This is a genomic window from Methanothermococcus okinawensis IH1, assembly GCF_000179575.2.
Taxonomy (GTDB): domain Archaea; phylum AGJL01; class Methanococci; order Methanococcales; family Methanococcaceae; genus Methanofervidicoccus; species Methanofervidicoccus okinawensis.
The window spans coordinates 596,691-612,824 of record NC_015636.1 but is presented as its reverse complement, the minus strand read 5'-3'; the positions used below and the strand labels follow the sequence as shown (position 1 = coordinate 612,824).

18 protein-coding genes are annotated in these 16,134 nt (G+C 29.8%); 11 read left to right on the top strand and 7 right to left on the bottom strand.

The features are described 5' to 3' along the window. The first annotated feature begins 1 nt into the window (after position 1). The 4 genes from METOK_RS03070 to METOK_RS03055 all read left to right on the top strand — a co-directional run bounded on the left by METOK_RS03070 (position 2) and on the right by METOK_RS03055 (position 3,532). A complete protein-coding gene (locus METOK_RS03070) occupies positions 2–1,000 on the top strand; it encodes an ADP-ribosylglycohydrolase family protein (protein WP_013866769.1) in 999 nt (332 codons plus the stop codon). A 95-nt stretch (positions 1,001–1,095) separates the two neighbouring features. Further along, the gene (locus tag METOK_RS03065; RefSeq protein WP_013866768.1) at positions 1,096–2,238 is read left to right on the top strand and encodes a DUF515 domain-containing protein; all 1,143 of its coding nucleotides are present in this window, start codon (positions 1,096–1,098) and stop codon (positions 2,236–2,238) included. A gap of 112 nt (positions 2,239–2,350) precedes the next feature. Next, on the top strand, positions 2,351–3,091 hold the full coding sequence (locus METOK_RS03060) for a hypothetical protein (RefSeq protein WP_052293967.1): 741 nt from the start codon (positions 2,351–2,353) through the stop codon (positions 3,089–3,091). A gap of 39 nt (positions 3,092–3,130) precedes the next feature. After that, positions 3,131–3,532, top strand: a complete 402-nt coding sequence (locus tag METOK_RS03055; protein WP_013866766.1) for a class III signal peptide-containing protein — start codon at positions 3,131–3,133, stop codon at positions 3,530–3,532. 24 nt (positions 3,533–3,556) lie between these two features. On the opposite strand, the gene METOK_RS03050 is transcribed toward METOK_RS03055, so the two are convergent. Both METOK_RS03050 and METOK_RS03045 read right to left on the bottom strand, forming a co-directional pair. After that, positions 3,557–4,471 carry an AEC family transporter gene (locus METOK_RS03050; protein WP_048057856.1) on the bottom strand — a complete coding sequence of 305 codons (915 nt, stop codon included), beginning with the start codon at positions 4,469–4,471 and terminating at the stop codon, positions 3,557–3,559. 64 nt (positions 4,472–4,535) lie between these two features. Continuing rightward, entirely contained in the window at positions 4,536–4,991 is a 456-nt protein-coding gene (locus tag METOK_RS03045) for a phosphopantetheine adenylyltransferase (protein ID WP_013866764.1), read from the bottom strand. A gap of 185 nt (positions 4,992–5,176) precedes the next feature. On the opposite strand from METOK_RS03045, the gene METOK_RS03040 reads away from it, so the two are divergent. The 3 genes from METOK_RS03040 to METOK_RS03030 all read left to right on the top strand — a co-directional run bounded on the left by METOK_RS03040 (position 5,177) and on the right by METOK_RS03030 (position 7,564). After that, the gene (locus tag METOK_RS03040; protein ID WP_013866763.1) at positions 5,177–5,632 is read left to right on the top strand and encodes an FKBP-type peptidyl-prolyl cis-trans isomerase; all 456 of its coding nucleotides are present in this window, start codon (positions 5,177–5,179) and stop codon (positions 5,630–5,632) included. A gap of 119 nt (positions 5,633–5,751) precedes the next feature. Then, positions 5,752–6,318: an FKBP-type peptidyl-prolyl cis-trans isomerase gene (locus METOK_RS03035; protein WP_013866762.1), complete on the top strand. Its 567-nt coding sequence runs from the start codon at positions 5,752–5,754 to the stop codon at positions 6,316–6,318. Between the two features lie 160 nt (positions 6,319–6,478). Next, positions 6,479–7,564, top strand: coding sequence for a formate--phosphoribosylaminoimidazolecarboxamide ligase (locus METOK_RS03030; protein ID WP_013866761.1), 1,086 nt, complete (start codon positions 6,479–6,481; stop codon positions 7,562–7,564). 78 nt (positions 7,565–7,642) lie between these two features. On the opposite strand, the gene METOK_RS03025 is transcribed toward METOK_RS03030, so the two are convergent. From METOK_RS03025 to purD, 5 genes are all read right to left on the bottom strand, one after another. Further along, positions 7,643–7,825: a hypothetical protein gene (locus tag METOK_RS03025; RefSeq protein WP_013866760.1), complete on the bottom strand. Its 183-nt coding sequence runs from the start codon at positions 7,823–7,825 to the stop codon at positions 7,643–7,645. A gap of 195 nt (positions 7,826–8,020) precedes the next feature. After that, positions 8,021–8,290 carry a DNA-binding protein Alba gene (albA, locus tag METOK_RS03020; protein WP_013866759.1) on the bottom strand — a complete coding sequence of 90 codons (270 nt, stop codon included), beginning with the start codon at positions 8,288–8,290 and terminating at the stop codon, positions 8,021–8,023. Positions 8,291–8,418: 128 nt separating this feature from the next. Continuing rightward, on the bottom strand, positions 8,419–9,354 hold the full coding sequence (gene hemC, locus METOK_RS03015) for a hydroxymethylbilane synthase (protein ID WP_013866758.1): 936 nt from the start codon (positions 9,352–9,354) through the stop codon (positions 8,419–8,421). 71 nt (positions 9,355–9,425) lie between these two features. After that, on the bottom strand, positions 9,426–10,574 hold the full coding sequence (locus METOK_RS03010; RefSeq protein ID WP_013866757.1) for a pyridoxal-phosphate-dependent aminotransferase family protein: 1,149 nt from the start codon (positions 10,572–10,574) through the stop codon (positions 9,426–9,428). A gap of 216 nt (positions 10,575–10,790) precedes the next feature. Further along, positions 10,791–12,122, bottom strand: a complete 1,332-nt coding sequence (purD, locus tag METOK_RS03005; protein ID WP_013866756.1) for a phosphoribosylamine--glycine ligase — start codon at positions 12,120–12,122, stop codon at positions 10,791–10,793. A gap of 282 nt (positions 12,123–12,404) precedes the next feature. On the opposite strand from purD, the gene METOK_RS03000 reads away from it, so the two are divergent. The 4 genes from METOK_RS03000 (at position 12,405) to METOK_RS02985 (ending at position 16,112) form a co-directional block, all read left to right on the top strand. Next, positions 12,405–12,797 (top strand): DUF2111 domain-containing protein, encoded by a 393-nt coding sequence (locus tag METOK_RS03000; protein WP_013866755.1) that lies wholly within the window; start codon positions 12,405–12,407, stop codon positions 12,795–12,797. Between the two features lie 82 nt (positions 12,798–12,879). Next, positions 12,880–13,317 carry a methanogenesis marker 5 protein gene (locus METOK_RS02995; protein WP_013866754.1) on the top strand — a complete coding sequence of 146 codons (438 nt, stop codon included), beginning with the start codon at positions 12,880–12,882 and terminating at the stop codon, positions 13,315–13,317. Between the two features lie 186 nt (positions 13,318–13,503). Beyond that, on the top strand, positions 13,504–14,685 hold the full coding sequence (locus METOK_RS02990; RefSeq protein ID WP_013866753.1) for a TIGR00375 family protein: 1,182 nt from the start codon (positions 13,504–13,506) through the stop codon (positions 14,683–14,685). A 185-nt stretch (positions 14,686–14,870) separates the two neighbouring features. Next, the gene (locus tag METOK_RS02985) at positions 14,871–16,112 is read left to right on the top strand and encodes an MFS transporter (protein ID WP_013866752.1); all 1,242 of its coding nucleotides are present in this window, start codon (positions 14,871–14,873) and stop codon (positions 16,110–16,112) included. Positions 16,113–16,134 lie beyond the last annotated feature (22 nt).

Here is a 16,134-nt window from a genome sequence, read left to right as displayed (position 1 = left end):
TATGGGTATTAATCCTGTTAAATATGGTATTTATAAAAATAAAGTGTTAGGTTGTGTATTGGGAACTGCAATAGGGGATGCATTGGGTATGCCAGCAGAGGGCATGACTAAAAATGAAATAATATCAAACTATGGTAGAATTGAGGAGTATCTACCCCCTAAAAATCATTTTAAAAATATATTAAACGCTGGAGATTATACCGATGATACAGAACAGACAATATGTTTGATAAGGTCCATAACAAAAGAGGGGTTTGATAAAAACCTATTTGTAAAGGAGCTCATAAAATGGTATAAAAATAATCCCATTGGTATTGGACCTACAAGTAAAAAAGCCATTGAAAAATTAATAAATGGTGATTATAGCGGTATAGATTCAAAAACCTGCGGTGCAGCTATGAGAATATCTCCTTTGGGAATTTTTTATTATGACAATCCTAAAATGTTAAAGGAGGCCATAATTGAGGCTTCCAAGATAACCCATAATAACAGTGAGGCAATAGCCGGAGCTCTAACAGTAGGTTTTTTAGTTTCATGGTGTTTAAACAATAGTAGTTACAATAATAATATAAATATAAATAATTCATCAGAATCCAGTAAAACTTTTCTATATAATCACCCTAAAAATTTTATATCAGAACTTGTAAAATTTATAAGGGATATTTCAGAAGTATTTGCGGAAAAGATATTACTTATAAAAAAGATAAGGACATTAGATGAAGGATATGAATTATTTGGAACTGGAATGGATGCCATTGAATGTGTTCCTTCTGCTATTTTAACCTTCTATTTAACTGATGATTTTAAAACTGGAATGATTAATGCCATAAATGCAGGAGGAGATACGGATAGTTTGGGTTCTATATATGGTGCTATTGCTGGCACATATTATGGCATCAATCATATACCTGAAAAATGGGTAATGAATATTAACAATAGGCATTATTTAACAGAATTGGGAAATTATCTTTTTAATTTAAAATTCCAAACATTTAAATGATTATAGTGGAAAATATTATAATATTGTTAAACATAAAAATAATTGGTCATATATTTTATTTTTCATACCATTAATAATTGGAGGGGCAGATATTTATGGTTAATGAAGATTTTGGCAATAAATTAAAAAAATTGAAATCAAAAACCAAAAGGTCATCCGGAGATAAATCTAAATATATAAAATATGTTGCGTTGTTTATAATTATTGCAGGTATATCATTTGTGGCATATAACATGTATAACGCTAATCATTCTAAGCAGATTCAAAAAGAAAAAGCCTTTGAAAATAGCAAAAATATGGCAATAAATAATATAAATCAAATATTTTCCAAATATCCCAATGACCCCAATAAAGTCATTTATATATCTCAAATTCAAAACAGTAATACTCATGAAGAATTAAGTAAAATATTAATTAGTGCAAAGAATTATGTGGATTTTAAGAATTATAAAGAAGAGATGATTAATTCAATAAAAACTACTTATGGAAAATATTATGATGGAAGTTTCTATGCTAAATCATTGGTTAGCCAGATAGAATCTGCTAACTCACGAAGTGAGGTTGATAAGATTCTTAGAAATAGCAATATTGAAGAAAATGCCAGGGAATATTATTTAAAGGGAATTACTAGTGAATTAACTGTTGGAAATTATTTTAGTGTTAAAATAGGCAATAGAGAATACCTTATGTCAAGAGCTGAAATATTAGAACATGTAAAAAAATTGAGTTTATCGGAGCTCAAAGGTATTAAAATAATACCTGTATCATTCGATAAAATTACAATTGTAGTATCTGCAATGCAATGTGGTAAGATACCCTATGAAGGGGATAAAATACTAATATACGATAAAAGCAATGCAAGCAAAAATCCTATTGAAGGAGTTGTAAATGCCTCATATGTTGTCCTCAAAGATATATCTTATTCAGAAACAAAGAGTGTTTCAAGTAGTTTAAATGATAACGGAGATTCTGCATCAGCTTCAAGTTCATCGTCGATATCCTATTCGTTGAATAATCTTCCAGGGGTGCTATATGCAACTGCTGCCAATAAACTTGATTATAATAAGATTAATGAGAAATTTGGTAGATACGGAGAAAAACTAAATAAAATACAATCAGATACTCAGATATTCGATGGTAATGTTAAATATCTATTAATATTATCCATTCCATCAGATTCTGTATCGAAAATTATCTCAATGAAAAGTAGCAATGCCTATATTGTAAAGGCAGGGTGATATTTATGATGAGGAAATATCTCATTAAATATATAATTCCCATAATTTTTTTATTACTATTATCTCAACGGGATTTGCAGAAACAATAGCTACAATGAATGGTTATTGGACATTGACTGGTGAAATTACCAACACCAACCCATATACGGTATTTGTGGCTGTGCCAGATAAAATAGAATTTACTGATAAATCCTTGATATCATCAAAAGATTTTTTAAAGGTTAGTTTATCAGATAATATTGAGAATAATACTCGGGGTGTGGTTTTTTACAATGCTGTATTGAATGGAAAAAAAGGATTTTGGATTCCACCATATACAACGATGAAAATAAATACTGTGGGGCTATTGGATTATACCTTAAATGTTGATGAATCTCAAACTAATTATGATATTGCAGGACCTGCATTGGTAGATACTACAAAGATTTTAAATTTAAAAAAAGTATTTCCCATATACAAAAAAGGAGTGATGCTTGATGATTTTAAACTCTATGTTAGAGGCTCTATAAAAAAACAGAATTCCGAAGTTATAAGCATGGTGGTTCCAGCACCACTAGTTTTAAAAGATTACTACCAATTTAATAAAGTTCTTGGAAGACATGATATAGATGTTTGGGTGGATTCCTATAACAGCTATATACACAAGCACAAGGAAATGACTTATAAACAAAATCCTGATTTATACAATAATGTAGATGATGCATTAGTTCCCAATATGGGTGATGATTTAGGGAATGAAAACATCAATTTAAAATTGTTTGATGTGCCTGCAATGGTATTTACCACATCAGATAACCACAATATAGATTATGCATATGTTATATATTGGGATAAAAAATATAGTGATGATTAACATTATTACTTATTTATTACTTATTTATTAGGTGTTTATATGAAAAGGGGACAGATTTCTTTGGAATTTTCTATATTATTTTTAGCACTGCTGATTGTTATTATAATATCTACAATGACCCCTGGAATGTATGGATATAAAAAGACAATAGAAACATCATCTGCAAGTTTAGGCCATGCTGCATTATCTAAACTAAAAACCAATATCGATATACTCTCTGCTGCGGATGAAGGTTCTAAAAAGATAATATATATAAAATCACCACCTGCAATATGGGAAATTAATGGAAGGAATATTACATTGGCAGGCAATGGCTATAATATAACAACAACATGCGATATAGATTTAACCTCTAATAACTACAACTATAAAACAAATATGACAGTTATTGCTGTTACATTGAGCAGAAATGAGAATAATATTTATATAAATTGGTCATAAACATTTTTTTAATTATTTTTTTCTTTACATTAAATTATGTATTATCGGCAATAGTATTAAAGAAAGCACCGTGGTTATAAAACATGCCGAAGCTACGAGCTTTACATCCAATCCATAAAGAACGGCAAATACAAGAGACATCATTGCAGAAGGCATTGCAGATTCAAGTATTAAAACATTTTTATCAAGCCCATTTATTAAAAACATGGATGAAAAAATAAATACTAATAATGGTGCAATTCCCATTCTGACAATGGAAGCTATAATTCCATAAATTGCACCAAATTTCGCCGAGCTCGGTGATAATGACAATCCAAGGGAAAGCATAATTAAAGGTATTGTAGCATTTGATAGATAATTTAATGTTTTTACAAGGAAATCAGGGAAATTACTAATGGATACCCCAAAAAATACAAGAATTATGCTTATGACCCCAGTCATCAGTGGTGGGAATTTTAGGAGCTCCTTTATTATGGATGTATCACTATTTTCATTTTTTCCAAATTTTATACCTATATAGGTTCCTAATAATAAACTGGCAAAAACACTCCCCATATCACAAAATATTGCTCTTGTAAGTCCTTCTGTTCCATAAAACCCATATATTACAGGATAACCTAAAAATCCAGTGTTTCCCAATGCACAAACTAATATTAACCCGCCCAATGATTGTTTATTTAGCTTTAAAAGTTTTCCTATAATATATCCTATAATTCCACACATAATAAATGTTAAAAATATCAAAAAAGGAAGTTTTAAAAATTGAGGTAAATCCACAGGTGAAACATTTTTCATAATTGTTAAAAATATCGTTGAAGGCATTGCCATATATACCACAATATTGTTGAGAATCACCCTATCATTTTCTTTTAGAATATTGAGATATTTGGATAAATAACCCGTCAATATTAAAAGAACGATTACAATCATTATATCCATACTATTGCACCGTATTATTTTATTATTTATATTTTATTATTTTTTATTTTAATTTTTTTCTTTGTTATTTCTTATTTTTTAATAATCTCCCCTTTTCATCTATTTCCTTATTCCTTATCCTTGTTGTAGATATGGGTTTTTTATCCTCACTTAATATATAGTTATAAACTATTATTTTTAATGGTTTCAAATTATTTTTAACTCTTATTTCATTTATTTTTTTAGCATTTTTTTCTGTTTCAGGCGTGACTACAATTATATCATAATCCTCTGTTATAGCATCCCCATAGGCATCGTCTATAATTGATATTTCGTATTTAATCTTATTTTCATCCAAATACTTTTTTAAATTTTTTAACCTAACACTCAGTGGATTTATATTGTGAGTTTTATATGTTTTTGCAAATTCATCGGATGTTATACCTATACGGAGCTCCCCAAATTGTGAAGCATATTTTAAAAGTTTCTTATGACCTTCATGAAGTATATCAAAAGTTCCGCCAACAACTACCTTGGACATCTAAACACCAATCTTTTTTAATATATCTTATTATTGCTTAAAATGCTAAATATTGCAATATATCATATATGATTATAGTATAAATAAATAAAATTGTAAAAATAATATAAAATAGGAACAAAAAATATATATAGTATGTTATTTTAGTTAATTGTATAAACATTAAAACATAGGATGTGATTTTTTTGGTAAAAAAAGGCGATAAAGTAAAAGTTGATTACATAGGTAAATTAGAAAATGGAGAAGTTTTTGATACCTCTATTGAAAGTGTTGCTAAGGAAGAAGGTATTTACACACCTGAAAGACCATACGAACCTTTGGAATTTACAGTTGGAGAAGGACAACTTATTGAAGGATTCGAAGAGGCAGTTCTTGATATGAATAAGGGGGATGAAAAAACAGTAAATATCCCAGCAGAAAAGGCTTATGGACAGAGAGATGAAAAATTAATTCAAAAAGTTCCAAAAGATGCATTTGAAGGAGCAGATTTTGAACCAGAAGAAGGTATGATAATCCTTGCAGGCGGTGTTCCTGCTACAATTATTGAAGTTAGTGATAACGAAGTAGCTTTGGACTTCAATCATCAATTGGCAGGAAAGAATTTAATATTTACAATAAAGCTTGTAGATGTTAAGGAATAAGTTAATTTTATTTTCTTTTTATTTTAATTTTTTAAAATATCAATAAGTATATTAATCATTATTTATTATTAATATTACATTTATTATTTATTCCAATATTTGGATTATTTGGTGAAACAATGAAATTAAGGTTATGCACTTTTACAAAATTATCCATTATTTTTGGTAGTTTAATAATCTTATCAACTGCATTATCAGGATGTGTGAGCTCCTCCAATACATCCAGTATGGTAGTTAAAAATGGAACAACAGTATCTGTGGATTATATCGGTAAATTTGAAAATGGCACTGTTTTTGACACATCAATTAAAAGCGTTGCAATAAAAAACGGGATATATAATCCCAACAGAGACTATAAACCCTTAAATTTCACCGTTGGAGATGGTAGATTAATTAAGGGTTTTGAAAATGCAGTAATCGGAATGCATGTGGGAGAGAATAAAACTGTTACTATTCCACCAGAAGATGCTTATGGTCTTAGAAACGATAAATTGATAATACCTGTACCAACAGAGGCATTTAAAAAAGCAAATATAACACCAATAGTTGGTAAGTATATATATGTTAGGGGAGCTCCGGCTAAAATTATAAAGGTAAATGATACACATGTAGTTTTAGATTTTAATTCCCCGATGGCTGGAAAAACGCTAATATTCACGATAAAAGTTGTCAGCATTGAAAAATAATTATTTATAATTTTATTTTTATTTAAATATTAATATATAATATAATTCTTTTTATTTTTATTTTTATAATGAATAATAATGATAAAATATATATAAATGAACTTTTAAAGATATATTATCTATTTTTTTAGTGCATTGCATATAAATTTCTGGTGAAAAAATGATTTCAAAGGAAGAAATTTTAAGCATATTTGATGGATACAACAGGGATGAAATAACCATAGCCACAGTTGGTAGCCATTCTTCACTCCATATATTGAAAGGAGCAAAATTGGAAGGTTTTTCAACAGCAGTAATTACAACAAAAGATAGGGATGTTCCATATAAAAGATTTAATGTTGCAGATAAGTTTATTTATGTGGATAATTTTTCAGACATATCAAATGAAGAAATTCAGGAAAAATTAAGAGAAATGAATGCCATAATTGTTCCGCACGGTTCCTTTATTGCATACTGCGGACTAGATAATGTAGAGAATGACTTTAAGGTTCCAATGTTTGGGAACAGAAAGATATTGAGATGGGAAGCTGAGAGGGATTTAGAAGGAAAACTTTTAAAAGAAAGTGGTTTAAGAATCCCTAAAAAATATAATAGTCCTGATGAGATAGACGGACCTGTTATGGTTAAATTTCCTGGTGCAAGAGGGGGAAGAGGATATTTCCCATGTTCAACAACAGAGGAATTTTGGAAAAAAGCAGAATATTTTAAATCAAAAGGTATATTAACAGATGAAGATATTGGAAATGCCCATATAGAGGAGTATGTTGTAGGGACAAATTACTGCATTCACTATTTCCATTCTCCATTAAAAAACCAGGTAGAATTAATGGGAATGGATAGGAGGTATGAAAGCAATATCGATGGAATTGTTAGGGTGCCTGCAAAAGACCAAACTGAGCTCGACATAGACCCATCCTATGTTATAAGTGGAAATTTTCCCGTAGTAATAAGGGAGAGTCTTCTTCCAAAAGTATTTGAAATGGGTGATAAATTAGTAGCCAAAGCAGGAGAACTTGTATCTCCGGGAATGATTGGTCCATTCTGCCTTCAAACACTGTGTAATGAAAACTTGGAAATTGTGGTATTTGAAATGAGTGCAAGAATAGATGGCGGAACAAACTCCTTTATGAATGGAAGCCCATACTCATTTTTATACCATGGAGAACCACTTAGTATGGGTCAGAGAATAGCAAGGGAGATAAAATTGGCTTTGGAGCTAAATATGATGGATAAAATACTGTCCTAATTAATATGATAATTAATTAATATACTAATATATTAAAAATAGTGAAATAATATTTATATGTTATAATATATTTTTTTATTATTCCAATTTTTCTTTTAATTTTTTATTTTCCTCTTTTAATTTTTCATACAATTCTTTATAAGTTTCTGGATTTAAACCACAATTTTCAATGGATGATATGAGCTCCTCTAAATGTTCTTCGGTGTGCTTTAAATTATGAAGTAACCTCTTAATCTTTTTTTCATTTTCATTTATTCCCATAATATTACCTCCCATATTTTAATGTATTTTAATGTAGTTATATCTTATAATATATTTAGTATAATTTTATGCCATAGTATTATTTAAATGTTATTAATAAATAATATATATTTCAAAAAAGTAATAAAATTATATAGAAAATTATAGAAAATTATAAAAAATAAACTAAACTATATAAAATTAATATGATATAAATTATTTGGACAATACTATTTCAATTGTGGATATATTAACATCTTTGCCATCTTCATTTTTCACTTTATCTGTGCCAAGATTTATCTCTTCCACTTTAATATCTGGCAAAAATCTATTTCTGACCATTTCTTCTACATCTACGGCTCTGCTAATAGCTCTGCCTCTTGCTTTAATTCTGACTTTATCTGCGTTTTCTGTGTTAAACTGTGTAATTACTGCAAGAACATAGTTCATTACACCTTTATTTCCCACATATACGGTGTTATTCATTATATCCCTCCTTATGATATCCTAAATATAATATAATAATATATATAGTTATCGATGGAATGATTATCCATTGTATGAAATTAAATAGTGATTATTGTTAATTATTAGATAGGTTATAATATATTCAATTATAATATATGTTTTTCTGATTTTTCTGATTCTGCCTCTTTTATCTCTTTTCCAAGTTTAATACCTATTTTTTTGGCTAAATGTATATCTTCAATATCACATTGGATTTTATCCTCTTTTGAGATAATATTATTTTTACCATTTAGAGTATAAACAACATCACATGTTAAATACAGTTCATTGTTTTTAGTATCATATTTAGATAGAGCTCCGAAGGGTGCTTGACATCCACCGCCATATTCCCTTAATGCGTATCTCTCTGCGATGGATTCTAAATATGTTTTGTTATCGTTTATTTTTTTAAGAATATCTATTATTTCTTTATCATCCTTTCTTGAAGCAACACCTATAACCCCCTGAGCAGGAGCTGGAAGTATTTTTAATCTTTTATAATTAAATTCTGATAAATCAATTTTTAATCTATTCAATCCAGCTTCTGCCAAAATAATAGCATCGTAGTTATTTTCTCTTAATTTCCTTAACCTTGTATCAATATTTCCCCTCAATAGTTTTGTCTTTAAATTGGGATATTTAATAGATAAAAAAGCCTTTCTTCTGATGCTGGAAGTCCCCACTATTAAATTATCCTTCTCAATGTCTATATCGTTATTTTTATTCCATATTATTAAATCATGGTAGCTTTCTCTTTTAGGAGTTGCAGATATTGTTAAATTTTCATTCCATACCGTAGGAACATCCTTTAAACTATGGACAGCTATATCTATTTCATTATTTAACATTTTAGTATCCAATTCTTTTGTGAAGACCCCCAACCCGAGCTCCGATAATTTTGATTTTTGATTTTTATCCCCTGTTGTTTTTATAATTTTTACATCTATACTTAGATTTTCATTTAAATTTTCCAAAAGATTTTTTATATAATATGTTTGGGCAAGTGCTAATTTGCTTCCTCTTGTTCCAATAATTATTTTCAAGATTTCACCTAAAAAAATACTAAAATATAAAAACAAAAAAATAGAGTAAAATAATATTATAGTATATGTAGTTATATTTTTAATATTTCTTTTGCAGCATCAATTCCGCTATCTACATCACATCCCAATTCTTTAAATGCCATTTCAATAGCAGCCAATGTTCCCAAGATATGATGTTCCTTAGCCATTCCCATATGGCCTACTCTGAATATCTTTCCGCTTACCTGAGCTTGACCACCTGCTACAAGTATGCCGTATTTATCTGCAAGCAAACCTCTGAATTCTGAATCTTTTATCCCTTCTGGGTATTTTGCAGAGGTTACAGTTACTGACCTTGCCCCTTCTTTTGCAAATAATTCAATGCCCATAGCTTCTAATCCTGCTCTTGTAGCTTTTGCAAGTTTTTCGTGCCTTTTAAATCTATTTTCGAGACCTTCATTAAGCACCAATTCAAGAGCTTCATTCATAGCGTAGGTTAATGTAACTGATGGGGTATATGGAGTTTCTTTTTTACTTTCATATCTCTTTTTATATGCGTTAATATCTAAGTAGAATGATTTTGTTTCTGTTTTATTGATTACATCCCATGCCTTTTCACTTACCGATATTGCTGCCATTCCTGGCGGAGCTGCGATACATTTTTGTGAGCCTGTAACACAGATATCGATGTTAAATTTATCCACATCTACATAATCCCCACCAAGTGATGAAACGGTATCTACGACATATAATGCATCATAGTCTTTAACGATATTTCCTATTTCTTCAATAGGGTTCCTTACACCTGTTGAGGTCTCATTGTGAATTATGGTTACTACCTTAATATCTGGGTTCTCATCCAAAATCTCTTTTACCTGTTCAGGTTTTGCACAATCGCCCCATTCATTTTCTAATCTAATAATATCTGCTTTATATACCTTAGCTATATTGTAGAATCTTTCTCCAAAGTTTCCATTTGTAATTGTTAATACTTTATCCCCTTTATCAACAGTATTTGAAATAGCCATGTCCATTGCTGAGGTCCCTGAACCTGTAATGAAATAGGTATCATTTTTTGTCATGAAGACCTTTTTCATTTTTTCTACGGTATCTTCCAATAATTCGCTGTACTGTTTTGTTCTATGTCCAATTATTGGATTTGCCATTGAGGTTAAAACGGTATTTGGAACCATTGTAGGTCCTGGAATCATTAAAAGCTTTTCATAATCTAACTTTTTCATCTTATCCACTCTTTTTATTTTATTGAATGAATATATTTTTTATATTTTCTTTTTTATATTTTCTAATGATTATGGTATATTATTACTTATAAAGTTTAGTATTTCTTATTTTAGATATTAATATTTCCATATATTCATGTATCAAATTTTTACATATAATTAGTATATATTAAACTATGATAATCAGTCATATATCTTATATATTTTGCTACTTATTCATTTTCTAAGATTATTCATTTTTTCTATTCTTTTATTTATTAAATTTAGTGTTCCAATATCTTTTCTATAAAATACATCTCCCTTTATGTATTGTATAGCATTTTCTGCTATTTTTTCTGCTTCTTCAATGGTATCTGCCACCCCAACAACTGCTGCACTTCTTGAACCTGTAATATATAATTTCCCATCATTCTCGTTTATAGATGCATAGAATAATATTGCACCAATTTCATTTATTTTATCTTCATCAACAAATATTTCTTTATTTTTTACGGGATTCAATGGATATCCTTCTGGAACTACATATTTACAAACCGTTGCTTTGTTTTCAAATTCTATGTTTAATTTATCCAATTCACCATTTGCTATGGCATTACATACCTCTAAAAAGTCAGTTTTTAATATAGGTAGCAAATTCATAGCCTCAGGGTCTCCAAATCTTGCATTATATTCTATAATTTTTGGTCCATCTGCTGTGAGCATGAATTGACCATATAAAAATCCTTGATATGGCCCTACTTCTTTTTTAATGGCATCTACTGTATTTTTCATTATTTCCTTTGCTTCATTTAAATCATCTTCTGTTAAGAAGGGTAGGCTATGATTGGGGCAAGAGTATGAACCCATACCCCCCGTGATAGGACCTTTATCATTTTCGTATGCATGAGGATGGTCTTGAACTGCGGGCATAAATGTTATTGTTTTTCCATCAACAAAACCATGTAATGTAAATTCAACACCGACGAGTTTTTCTTCAATAATTAATTTTCCACCGCCAATGCTTTTTTCAAATATTTCCTTTGCATATTTCTTAGCCTCTTCATTGTCCTTTAACTGCTCACCAACAACTTTGACTCCTTTTCCTCCTGTTAATCCAACAGGTTTAACAACAACATCTATATCTAAATTTGTCATTTCATCTATAAACTTTTCCACTCCATCGTAGCTGTCAAATGCAGCGTATTTTAATGAACCTTTTATATTATATTTTTTGAACAGGTTTCTCATAAATTCTTTGCTTGTTTCAATTTGTGCAGGGAGTTTTTTAGGTCCCACTGTTGGAATGTCCATATCCCATAACATGTCTGCAACGCCCACACCCAAAGGAGCTTCTGGACCTATTACTGCCAAATCGGGCTTTATTTCTTCTGCAAATTTTTTCACTGCATCTAAATCAGTTTCGGCATTTAATGAAACCTTTTCTGAGATTCTAGATATTCCCGGGTTTTTGTTTTTCATAAGGGTATATAGTTTTACAGAATTATTTTTTTTAAGAGCTCCTGCTATGGCATGCTCCCGAGCTCCTCCACCTATTAATAATACCTTCACATTATCACCATGATTAAGTTAGTATATATCAGTTATATACTTATAAATAATTAATAATATATAAGTCATAATTGCAGTTTATTTTAGTTTTATCCGTTATGTTTTATATTATATGTTTGACATTATGCTGTATATATAAATTCTATTTATACTTATTTTTTTATAATTTACATCTACTATTATTATATCTATTATTATATCTATTTTAATTATCTGTTATTTTTAAATATTAATAAATGATATATATAATTACTAAAAATATATCAAAAAGATGGTGAAATTATGTTAAAGGAAAGCTTAAAAAAAGGGGAAGCTAAGGAAATTCTACCAATAGCTTATGCTGTGCATTTATTGGTAAATAAAGTCCCAGTGACTATGAGGTCTAAGGAAAAACCCGGAGTAAGGATTGAAAAGGGAGAAATTGTAGATGATAATTATGAAGGTTATGTTATGAAACTTGCCATAAAATTGGGGAAGACATTAAGGGTAAGTGCTACAATGGGGCCATATACAGGACTACCAGTAATTGTTGTGCCTATAAAAGATGGTGATGAAGTATTGGGTGCAATAGGTGTTGTTGATGTAACCGCTGGAATTTTTGAGGATGTTCTGGCTCTTTCAAGACGACCTGAATTATACAAATTTCTACCAGATGATGCCTATCCAAAAATGTAAAAATAAAAATTAATAATGTAAATCAAATATAAATTTAAATATAAAATTAAATATATATTCCATAGAATTAATTGGTGATATTGTGAAAAAAATATTTATTTACCCACCAAATAGTCTTATATTGGGAGATTTAGTGGAGCGATTCGGACATAAGCCATTAATGTTAAATAATGTAATTGGTGAAAAAGTAAGAACTGCGGAAATTGACAGTCCGCCTTTGAATATGACTGATGAAGACCCTAAAAAAGGGCTTAAATATGCGGCAATTGAAGTTCCATCAGGAGTTAGGGGAAGAATGTCCTTAATAGGTCCTTTAATTGAAGAGGCAGATGCTGCAATTATTATGAATGAGGCACCCATAGCCTTTGGATGTGTGGGATGTGCAAGAACAAATGAGCTCTCAAAATATCTTATAAGAAGAAGGGAAATACCAAGATTGAACCTAATATATCCAAAAAATGAGGAAGAAGCAAAAGTTGTGGTTCAAAAAATAGCTTCATTTTTAAAGGAGCTCGAATAAATTTTTATTTTTAATATTTTATTATGTTATCTATTTTATAATTATTTTTAATTATTCTTAGTTTTATAGTATATTTTGTTATATTTGGTTATTTGTATATCATTATTTTATATCTTTTGTCTTTCATACATCATGGTTTATAACTATTATCTTTTTCTTATCTTTATTTTTAAAAAGGTGGTTATAATGATTATAAATGCAGATTTGCACATTCATTCAAGATTTGCAAAGGGAACCTCAAAGTATATGGATATTGAGCATATATTAAAATATGGAAAACTAAAAGGACTTGATATTATTGGCACAGGGGATTGCCTTCATCCGAAATACCTTGAAGAGATTAAAAAATATAAGGATAGCAACCACTTGCTTTTAACTACTGAAATAGAAGATAAAAACCGTGTTCATCATTTAGTTTTTTTGCCAAATATCCCAAAAGTTGAGGAACTAAGAAATATCTTAAAAAAATATTCTAAAAATATTGATACTGAGGGAAGACCAAGGATTGTTTTAGGGGGCAAAGAACTTCTAGAAATAGTCAGGGATGTGGGAGGATTAATCGGACCAGCTCATGCTTTTACACCATATACAAGTTTGTATAAATCATTCAATTCAATATATGATTGTTATGAAAAAAAACCTGATTTCTTAGAGCTCGGTTTATCAGCAGATACTGACATGGCAGACATGGTGGAGGAGCTCCGCGACATTCCATTTTTAAGCAATTCAGATGCTCATTCTTACCATCCACATAGGCTTGGAAGGGAATTTAACCAAGTTGAAATAGAAAATCTTGGAGATTTTGAAGAAAATTTTGAAGAGATAAAAACAGCTATAAAAAATAATAAGATTGTTGCGAATTATGGTCTTGACCCTGCACTTGGAAAGTATCATTTAACGGCATGTTCAAGCTGCTATTTAAGATACCATATTGAAGATGCCATAAAGTTAAATTTTAAATGTGCTGAATGCGGCGGAAGAATTAAAAAAGGTGTGTATGATAGAACTTTGGAGTTATCCAAGGATAAAAAAATTATCCATCCAGATTTTAGACCGCCGTATTATAAGATAATACCTCTATCTCAAATTATAGCCCTTTCAATTGGAAAAAATATAGAAACAAAAGCTGTGGAATCTCTCTGGTATGAGTATATTAATTTATACCATAATGAGATTAATATCCTTACAAATGTTGATATATCGGATTTAGTAAAAATAAACGAAAAGGTTGGAAAAACAGTTGATTTGTTTAGAAGAAACAAAATATATATTTATCCAGGAGGCGGTGGGGAATATGGAAAGATAATGAAAACTCCACCAAAAATAAGATGGTATGAACCCAAATTAACGCTGGATGGCTGGTTGTAAATAATAAAAATATAATAAATTATAAAATAGGGTATATTACCTTATATTATAGCATATCAATTTATTATTGTATCAATTATAATTTATTATTGTATCAATTATAACATTAATTAGATATAATAAATGCAAAATATGAAAATATAAAAATGTAAAATTAGGGACAGTGTAAAAAATAGGGATAAATAATGAGTAATGCTAAGAGTGAGGGTAATTGTGCCTCTATGAAAGATGGTGGTAAAGTAAATCCAATGGATATTGTAATTGTATTGTGGATTACCACATTTGTAACAATGCTTGGAATTGGTTTGATAGCCCCACTTATGTCAATTTATGCAAAACAGTTGGGAGCATCAAATTTTGAAGTGGGGCTTATTTTTGGTTCTTTTGCAATTGCAAGAACCATAGCTCAAATTCCTATTGGAAGTTTATCCGATAAATACGGTAAAAAAATATTTATTGTAATTGGAACATTTTTTTGCAGTATATTTACAGTGATGTATGCATTTGTGAGCTCAGTAATTGGATTGGTAGTTGTTAGGACGTTTAATGGGGTATTTTCTTCATTTATTACACCTGTTGCCGGTGCCTATGTTGCAACCGTTGCTCCCCGAGAAAAACTTGGGGAATATATGGGAATATTTAGTTCGGCAATTACACTTGGATTTGCCATGGGTCCTCTTATAGGAGGATTTCTTGCAGCGTGGTATGGCATAAGAACACCATTTTATTTTTGCGGAGCTCTGGCATTTATTGCATTTTTAGTTAGCTATTTTAAATTAAAAAATGTAGTAGTCGATAGGACTGGAAAATGTAAGTATATTTCCAACAATATAATCAGGGGAAACAGTTTTAATAAGAAATTAATCTCATTAGAATTTTTAAAAAATAAGAATTTTTCAGTATCCTATATCGTAAATACATTATACATGGCTATAAATGCAGGTATTGCAAGCTATTTGGCAGTTTATGCTTCTGATTACCATATTGGAGTAGCCTCCATTGGATTTTTAATATCCTCATCCAATTTAATTTCAAGTGTTCTTCAAAGAAAATTTGGAAAAATTTACGATACAGCAGGGATTTCCATTATGTATGTGGGGTTGATTGTAGGAGCTCTGGGGGTCTATGCCCTTTCATTATCTCATTCATTTTTAAGCATGTTGGTATCCTTAGTAGTTATGTCTATTGGGGGAGCCATGACTTCTCCAAGTATAAATGCATTGGCTATGAAGGATATCCCGCATTATAAAAAAGGAGAAGCCATGGGATTTTTTACCACAAGTTTGAACATTGGCATGGTTATTGGTGCATTAGCTCTTGGATTTGTTGCAGACTGTATTGGATTGTCTAATATGTATAAGTTTTCCGCCATTATTTCATTTATAGTATGTGTCGGGGCGTATCTTGCCATGAGGAAAGTGGAATAAATAATAGTAAATAATGGATAAA

What these genes read in the sequence shown, in the direction of transcription:
- METOK_RS03070 (WP_013866769.1), top strand. Translation starts at nt 2, where the DNA reads ATGGGTATTAATCCTGTTAAATATGGTATTTATAAAAATAAAGTGTTA.
- METOK_RS03065 (WP_013866768.1), top strand. Translation starts at nt 1,096, where the DNA reads ATGGTTAATGAAGATTTTGGCAATAAATTAAAAAAATTGAAATCAAAA.
- METOK_RS03055 (WP_013866766.1), top strand. Translation starts at nt 3,131, where the DNA reads ATGAAAAGGGGACAGATTTCTTTGGAATTTTCTATATTATTTTTAGCA.
- METOK_RS03050 (WP_048057856.1), bottom strand. Translation starts at nt 4,471, where the DNA reads ATGGATATAATGATTGTAATCGTTCTTTTAATATTGACGGGTTATTTA.
- METOK_RS03045 (WP_013866764.1), bottom strand. Translation starts at nt 4,991, where the DNA reads ATGTCCAAGGTAGTTGTTGGCGGAACTTTTGATATACTTCATGAAGGT.
- METOK_RS03035 (WP_013866762.1), top strand. Translation starts at nt 5,752, where the DNA reads ATGAAATTAAGGTTATGCACTTTTACAAAATTATCCATTATTTTTGGT.
- METOK_RS03030 (WP_013866761.1), top strand. Translation starts at nt 6,479, where the DNA reads ATGATTTCAAAGGAAGAAATTTTAAGCATATTTGATGGATACAACAGG.
- METOK_RS03025 (WP_013866760.1), bottom strand. Translation starts at nt 7,825, where the DNA reads ATGGGAATAAATGAAAATGAAAAAAAGATTAAGAGGTTACTTCATAAT.
- albA (WP_013866759.1), bottom strand. Translation starts at nt 8,290, where the DNA reads ATGAATAACACCGTATATGTGGGAAATAAAGGTGTAATGAACTATGTT.
- METOK_RS03010 (WP_013866757.1), bottom strand. Translation starts at nt 10,574, where the DNA reads ATGAAAAAGTTAGATTATGAAAAGCTTTTAATGATTCCAGGACCTACA.
- METOK_RS03000 (WP_013866755.1), top strand. Translation starts at nt 12,405, where the DNA reads ATGTTAAAGGAAAGCTTAAAAAAAGGGGAAGCTAAGGAAATTCTACCA.
- METOK_RS02990 (WP_013866753.1), top strand. Translation starts at nt 13,504, where the DNA reads ATGATTATAAATGCAGATTTGCACATTCATTCAAGATTTGCAAAGGGA.
- METOK_RS02985 (WP_013866752.1), top strand. Translation starts at nt 14,871, where the DNA reads ATGAGTAATGCTAAGAGTGAGGGTAATTGTGCCTCTATGAAAGATGGT.